Source organism: Mycobacteroides sp. CBMA 271, assembly GCF_009729205.1.
Classification (GTDB): domain Bacteria; phylum Actinomycetota; class Actinomycetes; order Mycobacteriales; family Mycobacteriaceae; genus Mycobacterium.
Genome location: NZ_VTHB01000002.1, coordinates 378,921 through 396,914, shown reverse-complemented (window position 1 = coordinate 396,914; position 17,994 = coordinate 378,921). Strand labels below are relative to the sequence as shown.

Sequence of the window (17,994 nt, the reverse complement as noted above, 5' to 3'; positions counted from 1 at the left end):
GACGCGAAGTTAGATGCGGCGTCCCTCGCGGCGCAGCAGGTCCTGGGCGCTGACGCTCCCTCCGCGGCTGCGGCGGGTCTCGTCGTCGGACTGCTGCTGTTTGGCACCGGGCGCGGGCAACGCGTCGGTGGCGTCGGCAGGCGCCGGCTGCTGAGGACGGGGGCGGGGAGCCCGCGGTGGGCCCTGCCGGGTGGCATCCGGCTTGGCGATGGGCATGGCCGTCGTCGCGTCCTCACCCGGTGCGGCATTCGCTTGGTTCGGCTGTGCCGGTTGGGACTTGGGCTGCGGCTTGGACACCGGGATCGCGGTGGTCGCATCCGCCGACTGGTCGGCGGGAGCGGGTCCGGCCTGCTTGGGGCCACGCAACTCGCCGAGCCACGACTCGATCTCCCGGTCGGCGTTGCGGGCCGGACGATGCGTCCCGGCGGCAGTGCTGCGGGTGGTCGGAGCGTCGGGACCTGCCGGGTTCCCGCCGGGCACGCGGGTGGTGGGTGCATCGGTAGGCGCAATGTTCTTGCCGGGCACCGACATCCGCGTCGTCGCGGGTGCATCGCTACCGGCCCCCGTACCGGCAGTGCCTTGCGGCGGCAGGTTGACCGGTGTGGTCGGGGGAGCGGCCGGGGGAGGAGTTGGTCGCACTGGAGCCGACGGATCGTGCTGGCGTGGTGTGGGTGTCGAGGGCAATCGGGTGCGCTCGGAAGGGATCTGCAGCTTGGTGGTGCGCGCGTTGGACCCGACGGGCGACGTTGCGGCGGCGATGGCCTGCTCGCGGCCTGTTGGACGCTTGCGCTCGTCGGGGAGGGTGACCTCGCCGAGGCCGAGCTTGACCTGCACGCGCTTCATCCAGGCCGGAGCCCACCAGCAGTCGTCCCCTAGCAGCTTCATGACCGCGGGGATGAGCAGCATGCGCACGATGGTGGCATCGAGGATCAGTGCGGCGATGAGGCCGAATGCCAGGTACTTCATCATCACCAGGTCGGAGAAGGCGAACCCGCCCGCCACCACGATGAGGATGAGCGCGGCCGCAGTGATGATGCGGCCGGTGTTGGCGGTACCCACGCGCACGGCTTCGGTGGTCGACAGTCCCTGGTGCCGGGCCTCGATCATTCGAGACATCAGGAACACTTCGTAGTCCATCGACAGGCCGTATATGACGGTGATGATCAAGACGATGACGGGAGCGGTCAGTGGTGTCGGGGTGAAATTGAGCCACTTGGAGAAGTGTCCATCGACGAATATCCACGTCAGGATGCCCATCGTCGAGCCCAGACCGAGGGCACTCATGACGGCGGCCTTGATCGGCAGCACCAGCGAGCCGAACGCCAGGAACATCAAGATCGCTGTGATAGACACCAGGATCACGATCACGATCGGCAGCTTGCTGAACACGCCTTCGATCGAGTCGTACTCCAGCGCGGGCGTGCCGCCGACGTACATTGTGACGCCCTTGGGGACGGGCATGTCGCGCAGTGCCTTGACTTTTTCGCCGGCGGTATTGCGATCGATCAGCGCGTTCTGGATGACCTTGACGCTGGTATCCGAGTCTTGGGTGACGGCCTTACGTCGCTGCCACATCTGGGTCTTGTCGCCATCGGGTTCAACGAATCCGGGGACCTTCATGGCGTCGGCACGGATCTGGTTGAGCTGCGTGTCGGTGGCGCCCTTGGTAACGATGGTGATGGTCTCGGTGCGGAAACCGGGGAAGAGCGTGTCGAAGTCCTCTTGCGCCTCGCGCGTGGGATTGGTTGGTGGCAAGTACTTTTCGCTGAAGCCACCGAGTTTCAGATTGCTCAGTGGGGCGATCAGCAGCAGCATCACGATGACGATCGGGACCGCGAACGTCAGCGGTCGCTTCATCACGAAAACCACGGTGCGGCCCCAGAAGCCGTTCTCCAGCTCCTCGCGTGACTTGGTTCGGCTGAACCGCTTGATACTCAGCGCATCGACGTGCCGACCCAGCACGCTCAGGCAGGCCGGCAACACGGTGATCGACAAGACCGCAGCCAGCATCACCGTGGTGATACCTGCGTACGTCAGGGACTTGAGGAACTGCTGGGGCACGATCAGCATCGGCATCAGTGCGCCGGCGATGAGGGTGGCGGAGAAGAGGACGGTACGGCCCGAGGTGATGACGGTGCGGCGGACCGCGGTTTCGGTGTCGTACCCCTCGGCGATCTCCTCGCGGAAGCGGCTGACGATGAACAGCGAATAGTCGATGGCAATACCCAGACCGATGAGCGTCACCACCGGTTGGGCGAAGAAGTGCACCGGAGCGAAGAGGGTGATCAGTCGCATGATGCCCAGGGCGCCGGCGATGGTCAGACCACCGATCATCATGGGGAGCCCGGCCGCGATCACACCACCGAAGACGAAGAACAGCACGACGGCCATGACCGGCAGCGACAGGATTTCCATGCGCTGTTGATCTGTGCCGATGGTTCCGGTCAGCTCGCTGGCGACGGGCTGTAGGCCGGCCAGCTGGATATCGACACCGTTCAGCAGGAACTTGTTATCCGCGGGATCGGGTTTTGTGGCCTTTTTCGGGTTCGCCAGTGCCTTGTAGTTGTTGAGGATGGTGTCGTCGTCATCACCCTTGAGGGCGATCGAGACGAAGGTGTGTTTGCGATCCGGGGTCACCATCCGCATGACGGTGGGGTCCGTGGTCGTCGGCGCGCGAAGCCAGCCTGCCCAACCGTAGATCTGGTCGGGGTTGTCCTTCTGTAACTGATCGAAGTGGTCGGTCAGCTTCTTCTGGAAGGCTGGATCGTCGACGGTCTTACCCTCGGGCGCCGCGATGACGGCGACGACGTGCGTGGTCCGGTCACGGCCCAGAGCGTCGTCGGCCATCAGAGAGGCCTTGACGGATTCGCTCTTGTCGTCGAAGAACCCGCTCTGCGTCACGTGGTCGCCAAGCGTGATCCCGAAGAGCCCGGAACCTAGACAGATCGCGACGAACACGGCGACAACGATGAACCGATACCGGTACACCATTCGGCCCCACCAGGCGAACACAGAATCTCCTAACTAGCGTCTGTCACGCGCTAAGTTTTCATGCCCTGGACGTCAGCAATGCCGACAACGGTCGGAATGGCTGCAGCCAGGCGCCTTCGTCGGGGAGCGAATCTAGACCCACCCGGGGCAAGGCTCGGGGGAAAACTCCGGGTATGTCCTCGAGATCGACAAACTCCAGAGTATCCGAGGTTAGTGCCCAACTTGCATGTTCGCGAAATCCCAGCACACTGACGGGCACCCCGTCACCGGCGATTTCTTCCAGCGGTTCGCGGAAAGCCTGACCATCTGCCGAGGCCACGAGCACCCCGGCCAGGCCTTCGTGGCACCGCTGCTCGATATGAGCAAGCATGTCGACGTCGACGTCACTGTCTTCGTCGATCTTGGGTTTGGCGAACACGGCAAACCCAACGTTGCGCAGCGCCTCGACCCACGGGCGCACCACTTCGGCACTCCCCGACGCAATATTGGTAAACACGGTGGCCTCGGGTTCCACGAGGCAGTCGGGATGGTCCGCCGAGTAGGCGGCGGTGCGCTCCAGCAGCCAGCGGCCCAGGGCGTCGAACCGCGGCCGGTTCTCCGCCGACGGGCGACCGCCGATGATGGCGCCGAGGCCCATGTCGAGGTTCGGGGCGTCCCACACCAGCAGCACCCGAAGCACCCTGCGGCGGTGGTCAGATTCATCCACCGTGTTCGGACGCTCCAGGTCCTCGGCGAGGCTCACAAGCGCACCCAGACGAAGTCGTTGATGGCGCTGCCGACGGTGTGCGCCTTGCCCTCGAACTTGGTGGTGGGCCGCTTCACCGAGACCGGAATACGGGGATCGTCGAGGTCAAGGCGGGCCAGTGTTGGCTCCGAGTCCCCGACCTCGGCGATATGTCCGGCGTAATTGGCATGATCGGTGGCCACATGCAGGGTGCCGCCCGGATGGAGCCTGTCCGAGAGCAGCGCCACCGTGCCCGGTTGCAGCAGCCGGCGTTTGTGGTGGCGGGTCTTAGGCCAGGGATCCGGGAAGAACACCCGTGCCGCGGTCAGTGACCCCGACGGCAGCAGTTGCTCGAGCACGTCCAGCGCGTCGCCGCGTATCAGCCGGACGTTCTCAATGCCCTCGCGGTCGATCGCCGAGAGCAGCTGTGCGAGTCCCTTGCGGTAAACCTCCACCGCGAGGACGTCGAACTGAGGTTCCTCCAGTGCCATGGCCGCAGTGGATGTTCCTGTGCCGCAACCAATTTCGAGAATCAAGGGTGCAGTGCGACCGAACCATGCCGCGGGATCTAGCGGTGGGCAGGTGCCGTCGGTCTCACGGGCCACGCGGCCGTACCTCGACCAGAATCTGTCCCAGGCCTTCTGCTGACCTTCGGAGAGCGACGCCCCCCGTGATCGGAAGCTGGATACGCGGCGGGGGTGGTGGTCCTGAGCGCTGACGGTGCCAGGGAGCTCGTCGGTGGCTGATTCAGCTACCGCACAGCCCTGCTCCTGGCCGTCACCACGCATCTTTCCATGGTCACCCATCGGCGGCAGATCCCATAATCGCAGTGCGGATTGATACTCAACAGTTGCCTACCAGGGTGGAACCCACCGCCGGCGCAGGTGACAATGTGAGCATTTCCGTACACGCGAACAGATTGGGTCTGCAAAGCAATGACGCGGGGGTTCGAGATCTTCCGGGGAACGCTGGACCGGTTCGCGTCGCGTCCGGAGATCCGCCAGGTCCGCGGTGGCCAACGGATTCATGACCTGGCGGTGCGGGCGGGGGATCCGCTGCGGGTCAGCGTCCGGGGTCGCGCCGGAGTGGGAGTCACCAGTGTGATCGGCGGGTTGGGGCGCACCATGCCGGCCGAGGACGGGCCGGGGCACGTGCTCATCGAGGTTCCGATCCCCGAAGTTGACGGAGCAGACCCCCTCGTGGCCGACGTGGACGTCGTGGTGTTCGCGGAGGCACTCAAACCCGAGGACCGCGCCGTCCTGCAGGCATCGGCCGCACCCAAGGTGCTGATCCTCAACAAGGCCGATCTGACCGACCCGGGCTCTGCCCGCGGCCCATGGACCGCCGCGGTGGGGCGCTGCGCCCAGTACCGCGCCGAGATGCGCGTTCCGACGCTGCCGTTATCTGCGCACGTCCCGCTTGCCGACCTCGACGAGGGCATTCTTGAAGCCCTCAAACTTATGGTCGAGAGTCCGGCCGACACCAGCTCCGTCGACGCCTTCGTCACCTGCACGCATGAGGTGCCGGTGGAGACGCGTCGACGGCTGCTGCAGGAACTCGATCTGTATCCGATGGGCTGCGCCATCGGAGCGCTGCGGCAGGTACCCACCCTTGCCCCTCCGGGACTCACCGCTCTCCTGCATGACCTTTCGGGTATCGACGCGGTGGTGGTCGCCATCAGGGCCGCCATCGCCCAAGGCTGGTACCGCCGGATGCGGACGGTGCTCACCGAACTTCGCAGGATCGGGGTGACGGGTGTGTTGCCGATGCAGGTCGATGCCTTCCTGACCAGCGATGACCTGGTGGTGGCCGCCATGCAGTGTGCGGTGGACGCCGCGACGGCGGCGGGTATGCGGGTAGAGCTCAGCGACCATCCCGAGGATCACCGTTACCGCGCCGAGCGTTGGCAGCGGTTCGCGGCCGGACCGGTGAACGCCACTTACGCCGCGATGGGTACCGACATCGTGCGCGGATCGCTGCGGTTGTGGCGGCTGGCCGGAGGTCGCGCATGAACACGGTTGCCGACAAACGGGTCGACGAGCTGGTGCTGGCGATCGACCCCGCGCTCGGTCCCCTCGGGGTGGATCTGCAGGACGTGGTGATGGTGACCGGCAGCTGGCTGGCCGGCGCGAGCACCTTGGCCGCCGAATTATCGGCGCGCATGTCGGGGGTACGCATCGTCGAGCCCGACGATCTGCGGCACGGACAGGCGCCGGGGGCGGTGGTTTTCGTATGCAGTGGGACCGCGCCACTGACTCCGTCGGACTGCGGATTGATTCAGCTGGCCGCCGCCAATACCGATGCACTCATAGCCGTGGTGTCGAAGATCGACGTGCACCAGTCCTGGCGCGAGGTGATGGACCGTAACAGGGAGATCCTGGCGGGGCACGATTCCCGGTTCGCCGGCATCACCTGGCTAGGGGTATCGACACGCGGTACCGCACCGGGGCTCGACGAGCTGGTGAACGCCGTCCGTGAGGCCCGTCGAATACCTGCCCTGGGTGAGCGAAATCGTCTGCGCGCCTGGGCGACTCGACTACAAGGCATGCTGCATATGCCGCCGGAAGCCGGGGAAGGTGCCCGCGCCGACGAGCTGCGCAATCAGCGGCAGGCCGCGGTGCGGCGCACCCGTTCGAGCAAGTCCGAGCGGACGTTGGCGCTGCGCAACCGCATCGCGCAGGGTCGCATGACCCTGCTGTACTTCGCGCGCAAGCGGGTCGCCTCGGTGGGCGGTGAATTGCGTGAGGACATCGTCGAACTGAAACGGCGCGATGTGCCCGGGTTCGGCGACCGAGTGCGGCGTCGCGTGGCCGAGGTGGTCGTCGAGGTGGAACAGGGCACCGAGGAACACCTTGCCGAGGTGTCCTCCGACGTGACTCAGCACTGGGTGGCCGCGCGGCCCAGCGCCAACCGCCCGGTGGCGCCCGAAGTAAGTGATCCGTCGGTGCGGTCACGCCGTCTGGAAACCCGGATGATGGCGCTCTTCGGGGTGTTCTTCGGCCTGGGCGCGGCATTGACGGTGTCGCGACTGGTGGCGTATGCGCGCCCGAGCCTGGCCCTGATCGGGTTGGTCGTGGGCCTGGTGGCCGGGGCCTGCATCGCGGTGTGGCTGGTGGCGGTGCGGGGACTCTTGCACGACCGCACGGTGCTGGATCGCTGGCTTGGGGACACCATGGGCGAGCTGCGCGGATACCTGGAGCAGTGGGTGGCCGCGCGGGTGTTGGAGTTGGAGACCAGACTCAACGCCGACCTGGTCGAGATCGATGAACGTGAGAACGACAAGCTGGCCGCCCGGGTCGGACAAATAGATACCGAGCTGCGCGAGGCCGCCATGAATACCGCGCGGGCAACGGCACTGCGCAACCGCGACCTGCCGTCGGTGCACAAGGCGCTAACGAAAGTCACAGAACAGCTGGACGGGATCGTGGGGAAAGCTGACAATAAGTCGATGAGCCGCTTGCGCGAAGAGGATTAGGCGGGGTGATGATCGACGGATTCGACCAGGGATTACCTGGAGGACTGGACGAGGGAGTGCCTGAACCGGGGCACGCTCTCAGCCCTGACTTGCACCTCGATCACCACATGTATCTGCCCAACGGCGGCGAGCTGGTGGACCTGGGTAGGGACCTCATCGACACCGACCACGACGGCATCGGCGACACCATTGCCCTGCATGAACCCGAGGGGCTTACGGTCGTCTCCGATCTCAACGAGGACGGCATCGCCGACAAGGTGACCACCTTCGGTTCGGACGGCACCTATGAGACCTGGGTTCGCGGATCGGGTGCCCACTGGGAACTCATCGAGCACGGCCGCGTCGGCGAAAAGTAGTACGTGGTTCACCTTCGGCGGGTCTCACCTTGGCTCGTGCATCGTCGAGCCTATGACTAACTGTCAGTGACCCCATTTCACCAAGAACATCGTCGGCGCTAACCTCATATACCAAGGTCCCGGCCAGCGCCGGTGCGGCAACTGCGTACCGTGCTCGGTATCAACTAGGAGATGCTCTCGATGACAGCAGCGACCATTCCCGGTCTTGACAACGCTCCCACAAAGCATGCGGGATTGCTCGCCTGGGTTCGCGAAATCGCTGAGCTGACCCAACCTGACCGAGTGGCGTTCGCTGACGGTTCCGATGAGGAGTTTGCGCGCGTTTCCGAGCAGCTGGTTGCGGCCGGCACGTTTCAGCGGCTGAACTCCGAGAAGCACCCCAACTCGTTCCTGGCGTTGTCCGACCCTTCTGACGTGGCACGGGTGGAATCGCGCACCTACATCTGCTCGGAGCGCGAAGAGGATGCCGGCCCCACCAACAACTGGGTGGAACCCGCCGAGATGCGGGCGACCATGACCGAGCTGTTCCGCGGCAGTATGCGCGGACGCACCATGTGGGTGGTGCCGTTTTGCATGGGTCCGCTGGGCGCGGAAGATCCGAAGCTGGGCGTGGAGATCACCGACTCGGAGTACGTCGTCGCCTCCATGCGCGTGATGACCCGGATGGGTGCCGCGGCACTGGAGAAGCTGGGTGAGGACGGTTTCTTCGTCAAGGCACTGCATTCGATCGGCGCGCCGCTGGAGTCAGGCCAGGACGACGTGCCGTGGCCCTGCAACGACACCAAGTACATCACTCACTTCCCCGAGTCACGTGAAATCTGGTCCTACGGTTCGGGTTACGGTGGCAATGCGCTGCTGGGCAAGAAGTGCTACTCGCTGCGCATCGCCTCGGCGATGGCGCACGACGAGGGCTGGCTTGCCGAGCACATGTTGATCCTCAAGCTCATCTCGCCGGAGAATAAGGCGTACTACGTGGCCGCGGCCTTCCCGTCGGCGTGTGGCAAGACCAACCTCGCGATGATCCAGCCGACTATTCCCGGTTGGCGCGCAGAGACTTTGGGCGATGACATTGCCTGGATGCGCTTTGGCAAGGACGGCCGCCTGTACGCCGTCAACCCGGAGTTCGGGTTCTTCGGTGTCGCACCGGGCACCAACTGGAGCTCAAACCCCAACGCCATGAAGACTATTGAGGCCGGTAACACCGTCTTCACCAACGTCGCGCGCACCGACGACAACGACGTGTGGTGGGAAGGCTTGGAGGGCGAGCCCGAGCACCTGATCGACTGGAAGGGTCAGGACTGGGTCCTGCGGGAAACCGAAACCAAAGCGGCGCACCCGAACTCGCGTTACTGCACACCGATGTCGCAGTGCCCCATCCTCGCCCCCGAATGGGATGACCCGCAGGGTGTGCCGATCTCGGCGATCCTGTTCGGTGGCCGCCGCAAGACGACTGTGCCGTTGGTGACCGAGGCTCGCGACTGGCAGCACGGCGTGTTCATCGGCGGCACACTGGGTTCGGAGCAGACCGCGGCCGCCGAGGGCAAGGTCGGCGCGGTGCGCCGCGACCCAATGGCGATGCTGCCGTTCATGGGATACCACGTGGGCGACTACCTGAACCACTGGATCAACATCGGCAAGCAGGCCGACGAGTCCAAGCTGCCCAAGGTTTTCTTCGTCAACTGGTTCCGTCGTGGCGATGACGGCCGGTTCCTGTGGCCAGGATTCGGCGAGAACAGCCGCGTGCTCAAGTGGATCGTGGACCGGATCGAGCACCGTGCCAACGGTGTTTCCACCCCGATCGGTACCGTCCCCGCCGTCGAGGATCTGGATCTGGCGGGTCTGGACGTCGACGAAGCCGATGTCGCCGAGGCGCTTGCGGTGCACAACGACGAATGGCAGGCGGAGCTGCCGCTCATCGAGGAGTGGTTCGAGTTCATCGGCGACAAGCTGCCGACCGGCGTCAAGGACGAGTTCGACGCGCTCAAGCAGCGGTTGGGGTAATAGACCTTTCGCCGAGCGTCGACTTTTCGTGACGTAATACCGGGCCGCGGTCTCTGCGGTGAAGAGTGTCCTGGTTTCCGTGTGAGGGGACCCGTCCGCCTGTCATCGGGTCGCCTCAAGTGGTTTCGGTGAGACCCAATTTGGAGGCGGACCCCCACACTCGACGGATGCTCGCAGGGATGCTGGCCCATCCGAATAGTCGCACTATCTCAGTGGGCGCTAAGCGCCCAGCTCCGAAGCGAGTACCTGAGAAAAGAGCGGAATCAAGAAGTGTTGAGAACAGGTCGAATCCCTCGGGTAATGGCCGCCGCCGCGTTGAGTGCTGCGTTCTGCATACTTGCCCCTGGCGTCGCAAATGCTGTACCACTGGCCCCCACACCGAAGCCGGCGCCGGGGGGTACGCATGATGGGCAATTGTTGCAAGGCGGTGAGGCACCGTCGGAGGCGCAGCAGCCACGCGATGAGGGTGGCGGGTGGGTCGATCATCCGGGAGGCACGGGTCCGCAGTGTATGGACAGGGGGGTCGTCTGTAGAACGGGCATCTGGTATCCCGATCGGGTCCAGAGCCAACATGGCCAATCCGAATGGGTCCAGATGCCCGACGAGACGGGTGCGGAGTGCGAAAACGAGGGTGTCGTTTGCGGGAACACCGCGTCCTAGTTAGCCCGATCTCGGTCACGGCCGCAGTGTCTACGCCGTGTGGCAGGCATCCCTGCTCGACATCAACCACGCTCCCGACTGGCGGGGCAGACAATCAGAGTTATGGCGGCAGCGGCGAGGCAACTTCCGGCCGCTACCAGGAACGCCGCTGAGTATCCCGCAACAGCACCCGGGTCGCCGGGCCCATGCTTGTTGATAGATGCGGCAGTGGTGGATGCGACGACTGTGCTCAACAACGCTGCTCCCATGGAACCGCCCACATGATGCATGATATTCAGAGTGGCAGAGGCGATTCCGGAATCATCGGGATGGATTCCGACGGTGGCGCCGTGGGTAGAGGCTCCGAACAGTAGTCCCTTACCCAGCCCGCCGATGATCAGTCCGGGTAGCACGACCAAGTCGTACCGGGTATGTAGTCCGATATGGCTTAGGATGACCAATCCCATTGCGGCGGTGAGAGACCCGACAACGAGTACCGTCCGGCCACTGAATCTGGGCAGAATAAGGCTGTTGCCGACTATCGAGGCAAGTATGACCGCAGCGGAGAACGGTAGGAACGCTAGTCCGGCCCACAACGGATCGAGATGCAGCGACAGCTGCAGGTAGCACATCAGGGAAAGGACCACACCAAACAGCCCCGCACTGGCGAAAAACATCGCTAGCAGAGCGGCCCCTCGCGCACGGTTGCACCAAAATCGCAACGGCAGAAGAGGATTCGTGCTGCGATATTCTTGCCAGAAGAAGAGGATGACCAATGTCAGCCCTACGGCAAACGACGTAAGGGTGATAGGGGCGGCCCATCCGCGTACTTCTGCGCGTGAGAACCCGAACACGATCGTAAACAGGCCACCGGTGACCAGGAGAGTCCCCACTGGGCTGAGTTTAGGTCGCCGCTCTTCGGTACCTCCGCGCACGAAGAAGAGGACTCCGGCAAACGAGACCGCAGTCATGATGACGTTGACATACATCACCGAGCGCCAACCGATCAGCTCGGTCAGAGCTCCCCCAACAAACAAGCCGGCGGTGCTCGCGGCACCGATTACTGCCCCGAAGGCCCCAAAGGCGTGCCGCTGATGGGGCGAATCGCGGAAGCTGTTAGTAACCAAGGACATTGAGGCTGGGGCCAAGAGCGCACCAAACAATCCCTGTCCTATGCGAGCCGCCACTAGTTCGGAAAGGCTGCCAGCAGTGCCTCCCAGGACAGATACCGCCGCGAATCCCGCTAACCCGATCAACAGGGCGCGGCGCAGACCACACAGATCTGCGACTCGACTGCCGAACAGGAGAAGTCCGCCAAGGGTCAACACGTAAGCGGTGACCAGCCACTGGCGGCCATCGTCGCTGAAACCTAGTTCGGCCTGTGTCGCCGGCAGGGCCGCGGACACGATACTGCTGTTGATCACCAGCATCATCTCTACGGCACATGCTATGGCGAGAATCCACCACCGATAGCGCTGGTCAGTATGGATTTCCTTGCGGCGCAGCATGTTTACTGTGGATATCGGTACATTCCTGTCTACCAGAGTGTTTCGTGTCCTACGTGAGCACCGTCTGATTGGTCGGCTGGCGCGTATGCCAGTCGACTACTGGATCTGCAGATTTCAGTTGTGGCCGGGGTTGTGCGATCTGTTCTCTCTAGAGTCCCCGTGCGCCCCGCTGTTTGTCGTCGGGGTTGACGCCCGTAGCGGTGTCGGGCTGGCTTCACGCAGCTATACCGGCTAGCCGGTATAGCTGCTACGAGGCCGCAGGTTGCTGGATTCTCCCGCCATCGGCCGTATGGGGGACAGCCTCCATGTCGAATAGCAGCATTCCGCATAGGGAAATTGAAGGGAGCCCTAAATGGGAATAGAGGATGTCCTGCATATATACCCGGTTCGATCAAAGTTAACCATTAGTCGTAATGATGTTAACCATTGCTTGGGTAGGGTCCGATTCGGCTTGGGAAATTGAGTGAATCTGATTTGAAGGGTTGAGTAACTGGCGTTCTGGCATGTAATCGCTAATGGGGAATAGTTCCTTGTATCTCCACATTGAACGGCTCTCTATCCATTTGGGGCGATATTCAACCCCTTCTGTATCGAATGTTCTCGCTCAATGAATCAGGGCATAGCAGATTTCATTAATCACCTGGAGGGCCAACATGGCAGGAATGTTCGTTCGATGGATCCGCACTGCCTGCATCGCGTCGGTGGTGTGCTGTTTGGCCGCAACCGAGGCGCCCGCAGCTTTTGCGGAACCTGTGGATATGGCTCCGGAAGGCATCGACCAGGTGACTCCGGATGGGTGGCATATTCACCTCTCTAGTTACAACGAGGTCGTCAACTCGATCCCGAATCTCGCCGCTGCACAGAACTCCCGCGAGGCTTTCGTTTCCCTTTATGCCTCAGCGCGAGTCGAGGGCGGCCAAGGATCGATCCTCGACAGTCTGTTCATCATGGGATACCAGCTTGGCTGCCAATCCGATGTTTCCAGCGGCCTCCAATTCGGTGGCGCGGCCTCCGGCGGGGTGAGCGGAACCGGGAGCCTCGGGACAAGCAGCTCGGTGGGCGGATCGGTGGGCGGCGGTGTGACCGGCTATGCGCAGACAGTCCTCGAACCCGGGGTCATAGTCGACCTGCCCATGTCGAATATGGGGCTCGACCCGTCGGGGCACGCCACTCTCGATGTCACGAATCTGCATGTCAAGGCAGACGCTTGCGGCGGCGACGTCACCATCCGGTCATATGCGTACCTGCGGATCTCGACCACGTCGGCGCATTCGTCCTACGCCATCTATGGCGAACCCACCAAGATCTGAAGCAAGGACATACAAGCCATGACATCACGCGTCACCATGGGCGCAGTCATCTCGATCATCGGCGCAGGCCTCTTCCTCGCGCCCAACGCGTCCGCCGATCCGGTACCCCCCGGGCCTCCGCCCGGTTACGACGGGCTTCCGTACCACAACATGCCGGGCAGGATCGGCCATCAACCGGGTGCCTACACCTGGATCCTTGGCTTCTGGATGCGGCCACGACGCGTACTCGACACGGCTGGGGTCGCCGCCATGACCAACACCGACGCGGAGTCTGCGGCATTTGGGCTACCGGGCTCCCAGCTCGGTATCGAACCCCAGCGGCGCTCGATGGTGGGGAACGCCTTCGGGGTTCGCCCGGAGTCGCCGATGGAAGCGACCGGTGCGCCCGACCCTGCCGGTGGCGTGACGCCAGGGTCCACGATGCCGGCGGGGAGTCCCGGTGGCGGCCTCGAAGACCCCTACGCCGGGAAAGCGAAGCAGCTGCCCGTCGGTGGCGAGTCACTCCAGCCCGAGGCGAACGGAACCGTGGGACCGAGTTCCCTGAACAGTGGCCCGGACCTGGGCCCCACCGCATCGAAGTGACACAAAGGACCCACAGCATGAGAGCACACCTAACGCGAACCGCAATGTTCCTCGCGCTCATCGCCGCAGCCCTAGCCGGGGCGCCGAGCGCAGCGGCCGACCCCTCGGTTCCGGGTGACCCAACAGGCCAGATTTACAACCCGCCCGGCTATATCGGCTATTTCCCGGGCGCCTACGGGTTTCAGACAGTCTTCTCCTTGACCCCGCCGCCTCGGGTCCTTGACGCTGGCGGCGTCGGGGCCATGACCAATGCAGACCCCGAGTCCTCGCACATCGGCCTACCGGATGACCGTCTCGGCGTTCAGTTGAAGCATGTCGTCGTGAAACCACAAGAGGCCGGTCCGCGTGGGCAGGTGTTGGGCGTGCGTACCGGTTCACCCATGCAAGCGACCTCGGCGCCCGATGCGGCCGGCGGCGTGCTGCCGGGAGCGACATCCGCAATCGGTCGGCAAAACCCTGCCACCGGGCAATCCGTCGGGCTCGAAGATCCCGCTCCGTCCGGGCGCATGCCTGCGCAACCCATGCCCGGTCTTGAGGCCAGGCAGCCCGCCCGGAGCTCCCTGGCGCTACCGGACACCGCGAATTGAAGCGGACTCGAACCCATCTGCCGGGACCGTTTGATCGTGGGACTGCCGGTCCTACGGGAATGGAGGTTCCCGCGTCCTCGGCCTCTCGCGGCACATCATCTACCGACTACTGCCCCGAGTGGTGGAGTCAAGCGCGATGTCGAGGAATGCCAACCGAGACCTTCTTCATCGCTGACTACGAAGTTGGCCGATCGCGAATGGTTCGAGAGATGCGGGCAAAGAGTATCTGCCGGTCATGCCCGGTGTCGGAACCTTGCGGCATCTATGCCCTGACCGCAGGTGAACGTCACGGTGTGTGGGGTGCCCTCACACCGCGGGAACGAGACAACCTAGGTGGGTTGCTGCAGGGGGATGGTGGCGGTCATCGATGTGCCCCGACCGACGGAACTGCGGATATCGAGTCGGCCGCCGAGCGCTTCTACCCGGTCGATGAGCCCAATCAATCCCGTGCCGTCTGAGGGCTCAGCTCCTCCGACTCCGTCGTCGTCGATGGTAATAAGGATTCGGGCGGCGGTTTCCTGGGCGGTGATGCGGACTTCTGTTGCGTGTGAATGCTTTGCAGAATTCGCGAGCGCCTCGGCGACGATGTAATAGGCGGCAATCTCGACGGAATCGGGGTGTTTTGCACTCAGATTTAGTTCCGTGTGTACCGGTGTGGTTGAGCGCCGTGCAAGCGTGCGTATGGCCGGGCCCAACCCTTGGCCCAATATAGCGGGATGTATTCCCCTGGAGAATTCTTGCAATTCCCGGGTGGCTTCCGCCAGATTGGCGTCGAGGTCGTTGAGCTCATGGCGAAGATCAACGAGTTCGAAAGGTAGTGACGCGCGGACCATACCGAGTTTGAGTCGCAGATACGCGAGTCGTTGTTGAGCGCCGTCGTGAAGGTCGCGTTCGAGCTTGCGTCGAGCGGTGTCGGCGGCCGTCACAATGCGCGCACGTGACGTGGCGAGCTCTTGCCGAGCGGCAGTGTTGGTAAGAGCGGTGGCTACCAGATCTGCGAAGTCGCGAACCCCCGCCTGCATATCCGTGACAGGTGTCGTCGATGCGCTGCTGGAGACGGTGAGGGCGCCCCACTGGGTCCCGTTGACGAGGATCGGTGCCGTCACCCAGAGGTCGAGATCATGCGGGACGGCTTCGCCACGCGACGCCAGGACGACATCCTCGCCACCGGGATGGAGCTGACTTAACACCGCCGTCCTCGCGCTAAAGCAGCCCGCGACCTCGTCGATGACCGCGGAGTGCAGCGCGGTGGACTGGGCATTGCTTGCCATCAACGTCGCTATTCGCCGCAGCGCGGCTTGTTGGTGTGCGATAGCGGCGGCCTCGCGCCGGCGTCGATCGGCTTCGGTAGTGCCGGCACGAGCGAGCCCTGCCAGGGCACTTGCGGTGAGGGTCACCACCAGGAAACTGATGTGCGTGATCAAGTTAGGTTGCTCGGTGGACAGCAGATGCACTGTTGGCCAGTGCCTGACGCAGTCGAAAACGGCCGCGCTGGCGATCGACATGACGAGAGCTAGACGGAACCGCCATATCGCCGACACGACAAGGATTCCGAGTAGGTAGATCGCCGCGAGATGTTCGGTGGGCACCATCCTGCGCAAGAGAACCGTAATTGCGGACTCGATCACCAGCAGAACCGTGCAGACCAGGATGCCGGTGATTGCGGTGGGCGGTGTCGAACCGAAGAGCCGTGCCACCCATCTGGTGCCGTGGTGCCCAGATTGCATGTTGAAGTGTCGATTACCCACCGAGGTCGTCTCGGATAATTCCTGCATCTGAATTTCGTGCCTGTCCGCTACCTGAATGCGCTGCGGCTGAATGCGCCACGAACGGCCGACCGCACGCTCCATCGTATCGGCTGCGACGAGCCTTCTGGCCGATACCAGCCGCGGTAATCTGGCGAGATGGGCGCGATCAGAGTTCTTGTTGCCGATGATGACACGTTGCTGCGCGAGGGAGTGGCAAGCCTGCTGGAGAGGGCGGGTTTCGATGTTGTTCGACGAGTGGGAACCGCAACTGAACTGTTGGAGTTCGTCGGCTCCGACCGCCCCGACCTTGTTGTCGTCGATATCCGTATGCCGCCCACCCATACCACCGAGGGATTAGAGGCCGCCCGCAAGATCCGAGCCGAGCACCCGGCAATCGGGGTGCTTGTGTTGTCCGCTCATGTGGAGGTCGAGTACGCCGCCGAGTTGATCACCTCCGGCAACGGGGTGGGTTATCTGCTGAAAAGTCGAGTGGGAGACGTGACGGAGTTCGCGGATGCCTGCAAGCGCGTCGCTGCCGGCGGGTCAGCCCTAGACCCAGAGCTGGTGCGCGAGTTGCTTTTAGCGCGAAGAAAGGACGATCCGCTGTCTGCTCTCTCGCAGCGGGAGCTTGAGGTGTTGGAGCTGATGGCTCAGGGATTGTCGAATTCCGGTATCGCACGCCACCTGTGGATCACGGAGAGCACGGTGGAGAAACACGTGCACGGTGTCATGCGCAGGCTGGATCTGAATCATGCTCAGGAGTACCACCGGAGGGTGTTGGCCGTGTTGGCGTTCCTCACCCACCACTGAACGAGGGGCCGGATCGCGAGCTGGTCGACGCTCCAGGTGGTCGACGCATAGGGTTATGGAATGCGCTTCGCGTTCAAGACATCTCCGCAGAACACCACCTGGGACGACATGCTGGCCATCTGGAAGGTGGCCGACGAGATCGAGGTCTTCGAGTCCGGCTGGACCTTCGATCACTTCTACCCGATCTTTTCGGACTCCACCGGGCCGTGCCTGGAAGGCTGGATAACTCTCACCGCGCTCGCGCAGGCTACCCGCCGGCTACGCGTCGGAGTACTGGTGACGGGCATTCACTATCGGCATCCGGCCGTGCTGGCCAACATGGCCTCGGCGTTGGACATCGTGTCCGGTGGTCGGCTGGAACTCGGCATCGGCGCGGGCTGGAATGAGGAAGAGTCCGGCGCCTACGGCATCGAGTTGGGCAGCATCAAGGAGCGTTTCGATCGGTTCGAAGAGGCCTGTGAGGTGCTCACCGGTCTGCTGAGCCAGGAGACGACGAGCTTTGACGGCAAGTTTTACCAGTTGAAAGATGCGCGCAACGAGCCCAAGGGGCCGCAGCGACCGCACCCGCCGATTTGCATCGGTGGTAGCGGTGAGAAGCGGACGTTGCGGATCACCGCCAAGTACGCCCAGCACTGGAATTTTGTCGGTGGACCGCCCGAGGAGTTTGCGCGTAAGCGTGATGTGCTGGCCGCGCACTGCGCCGATATCGGCCGCGACCCCAGCGAGATCACCCTCTCGGCGCATATCCGGCTGGGTGAGGATCGCGACTACGCCAGGGTGGTCGACGAGGCCGCTGCGCTCGGCGCGGAGGGTCTGGACCTGGCGATCATCTACCTGCCCCCGCCGTATGACCCGGCCGTGCTGGAGCCGTTGGCCGAGGCGCTTCGTTCTTAACCGCGAGAAGGCAATCAGGTACGCAGAATGGCAGTTTCGCGTACCTGATTGCCTTCTCGGCGGGCAGCTTTAGCCGGTCTTGCTCTCCAGTGCGGCGAGGGCAGCGGCTACCGCGATGTACTTGTTGGTGCCCAGCTCACGGACCGTCGTGATGTGCAGGGCTTCCTTGAGTGCCGCGTCATGCTTCTCGGTCAGTCCGGCGAGCGCCGACGGCGGTGCGTCGAGGATGTCCTTGAGGTCCTTGTTCTCGTAGGCCTTGTCGAGTGCCTTCTCAAGATTGACGGATACGGCCATCGTTCCTCCTCTGGTTAGCCCCGGCCCCGTCGCGACCCTAGTTACCGAAGCTGTGAACCAACGCCGTTTGGCTAG

At 63.5% G+C, this 17,994-nt stretch carries 16 protein-coding genes and 1 pseudogene; 11 read left to right on the top strand and 6 right to left on the bottom strand.

Going from position 1 to position 17,994, the window contains the following annotated elements; translation table 11 throughout:
• Positions 1-9 precede the first annotated feature (9 nt).
• The 3 genes from FZI91_RS07290 to trmB are packed head-to-tail and all read right to left on the bottom strand — an operon-like array spanning position 10 to position 4,521.
• Positions 10-3,012, bottom strand: coding sequence for an MMPL family transporter (locus FZI91_RS07290; protein ID WP_162526490.1), 3,003 nt, complete (start codon positions 3,010-3,012; stop codon positions 10-12).
• 37 nt (positions 3,013-3,049) lie between these two features.
• Positions 3,050-3,715, bottom strand: coding sequence for an NYN domain-containing protein (locus FZI91_RS07285; protein WP_155938586.1), 666 nt, complete (start codon positions 3,713-3,715; stop codon positions 3,050-3,052).
• Positions 3,716-3,729: 14 nt separating this feature from the next.
• Positions 3,730-4,521: a tRNA (guanosine(46)-N7)-methyltransferase TrmB gene (gene trmB / locus FZI91_RS07280; protein ID WP_203448864.1), complete on the bottom strand. Its 792-nt coding sequence runs from the start codon at positions 4,519-4,521 to the stop codon at positions 3,730-3,732.
• Positions 4,522-4,650: 129 nt separating this feature from the next.
• On the opposite strand from trmB, the gene FZI91_RS07275 reads away from it, so the two are divergent.
• The 5 genes from FZI91_RS07275 (at position 4,651) to FZI91_RS23645 (ending at position 10,207) form a co-directional block, all read left to right on the top strand.
• Positions 4,651-5,727, top strand: a complete 1,077-nt coding sequence (locus FZI91_RS07275; protein ID WP_155938147.1) for a hypothetical protein — start codon at positions 4,651-4,653, stop codon at positions 5,725-5,727.
• On the top strand, positions 5,724-7,190 hold the full coding sequence (locus FZI91_RS07270) for a hypothetical protein (RefSeq protein ID WP_155938146.1): 1,467 nt from the start codon (positions 5,724-5,726) through the stop codon (positions 7,188-7,190). Before FZI91_RS07275 ends, FZI91_RS07270 begins: the two co-directional genes overlap by 4 nt.
• An 8-nt stretch (positions 7,191-7,198) precedes the next feature.
• Entirely contained in the window at positions 7,199-7,546 is a 348-nt protein-coding gene (locus FZI91_RS07265) for a DUF6802 family protein (RefSeq protein WP_155938584.1), read from the top strand.
• 180 nt (positions 7,547-7,726) lie between these two features.
• Entirely contained in the window at positions 7,727-9,547 is a 1,821-nt protein-coding gene (locus tag FZI91_RS07260) for a phosphoenolpyruvate carboxykinase (GTP) (protein ID WP_155938145.1), read from the top strand.
• A gap of 300 nt (positions 9,548-9,847) precedes the next feature.
• A complete protein-coding gene (locus tag FZI91_RS23645; protein ID WP_166548240.1) occupies positions 9,848-10,207 on the top strand; it encodes a hypothetical protein in 360 nt (119 codons plus the stop codon).
• Between the two features lie 62 nt (positions 10,208-10,269).
• Here the strand turns inward: FZI91_RS23645 and FZI91_RS07255 are convergent, their stop codons facing one another.
• The gene (locus tag FZI91_RS07255; RefSeq protein WP_155938144.1) at positions 10,270-11,619 is read right to left on the bottom strand and encodes an MFS transporter; all 1,350 of its coding nucleotides are present in this window, start codon (positions 11,617-11,619) and stop codon (positions 10,270-10,272) included.
• Between the two features lie 728 nt (positions 11,620-12,347).
• Here FZI91_RS07255 and FZI91_RS07250 point away from each other — a divergent pair.
• The 4 genes and pseudogenes from FZI91_RS07250 to FZI91_RS07235 form a co-directional block, all read left to right on the top strand.
• Positions 12,348-13,004, top strand: a complete 657-nt coding sequence (locus FZI91_RS07250; protein ID WP_155938143.1) for an MspA family porin — start codon at positions 12,348-12,350, stop codon at positions 13,002-13,004.
• Between the two features lie 18 nt (positions 13,005-13,022).
• Positions 13,023-13,586, top strand: a complete 564-nt coding sequence (locus tag FZI91_RS07245; RefSeq protein WP_155938142.1) for a hypothetical protein — start codon at positions 13,023-13,025, stop codon at positions 13,584-13,586.
• A gap of 17 nt (positions 13,587-13,603) precedes the next feature.
• Positions 13,604-14,173, top strand: coding sequence for a hypothetical protein (locus tag FZI91_RS07240; RefSeq protein ID WP_162526489.1), 570 nt, complete (start codon positions 13,604-13,606; stop codon positions 14,171-14,173).
• Between the two features lie 110 nt (positions 14,174-14,283).
• Positions 14,284-14,496: pseudogene (locus FZI91_RS07235) on the top strand (WhiB family transcriptional regulator); the annotation flags it as partial.
• Positions 14,497-14,502: 6 nt separating this feature from the next.
• Here the strand turns inward: FZI91_RS07235 and FZI91_RS07230 are convergent.
• Positions 14,503-15,900 (bottom strand): sensor histidine kinase, encoded by a 1,398-nt coding sequence (locus FZI91_RS07230; protein WP_239001897.1) that lies wholly within the window; start codon positions 15,898-15,900, stop codon positions 14,503-14,505.
• A gap of 177 nt (positions 15,901-16,077) precedes the next feature.
• On the opposite strand from FZI91_RS07230, the gene FZI91_RS07225 reads away from it, so the two are divergent.
• Complete coding sequence (locus FZI91_RS07225) at positions 16,078-16,731, top strand: response regulator transcription factor (RefSeq protein ID WP_155938140.1); 654 nt, start codon at positions 16,078-16,080, stop codon at positions 16,729-16,731.
• 60 nt (positions 16,732-16,791) lie between these two features.
• A complete protein-coding gene (locus FZI91_RS07220) occupies positions 16,792-17,625 on the top strand; it encodes an LLM class F420-dependent oxidoreductase (RefSeq protein WP_155938139.1) in 834 nt (277 codons plus the stop codon).
• 69 nt (positions 17,626-17,694) lie between these two features.
• Here the strand turns inward: FZI91_RS07220 and FZI91_RS07215 are convergent, their stop codons facing one another.
• On the bottom strand, positions 17,695-17,919 hold the full coding sequence (locus tag FZI91_RS07215; RefSeq protein ID WP_155938138.1) for a hypothetical protein: 225 nt from the start codon (positions 17,917-17,919) through the stop codon (positions 17,695-17,697).
• Positions 17,920-17,994 lie beyond the last annotated feature (75 nt).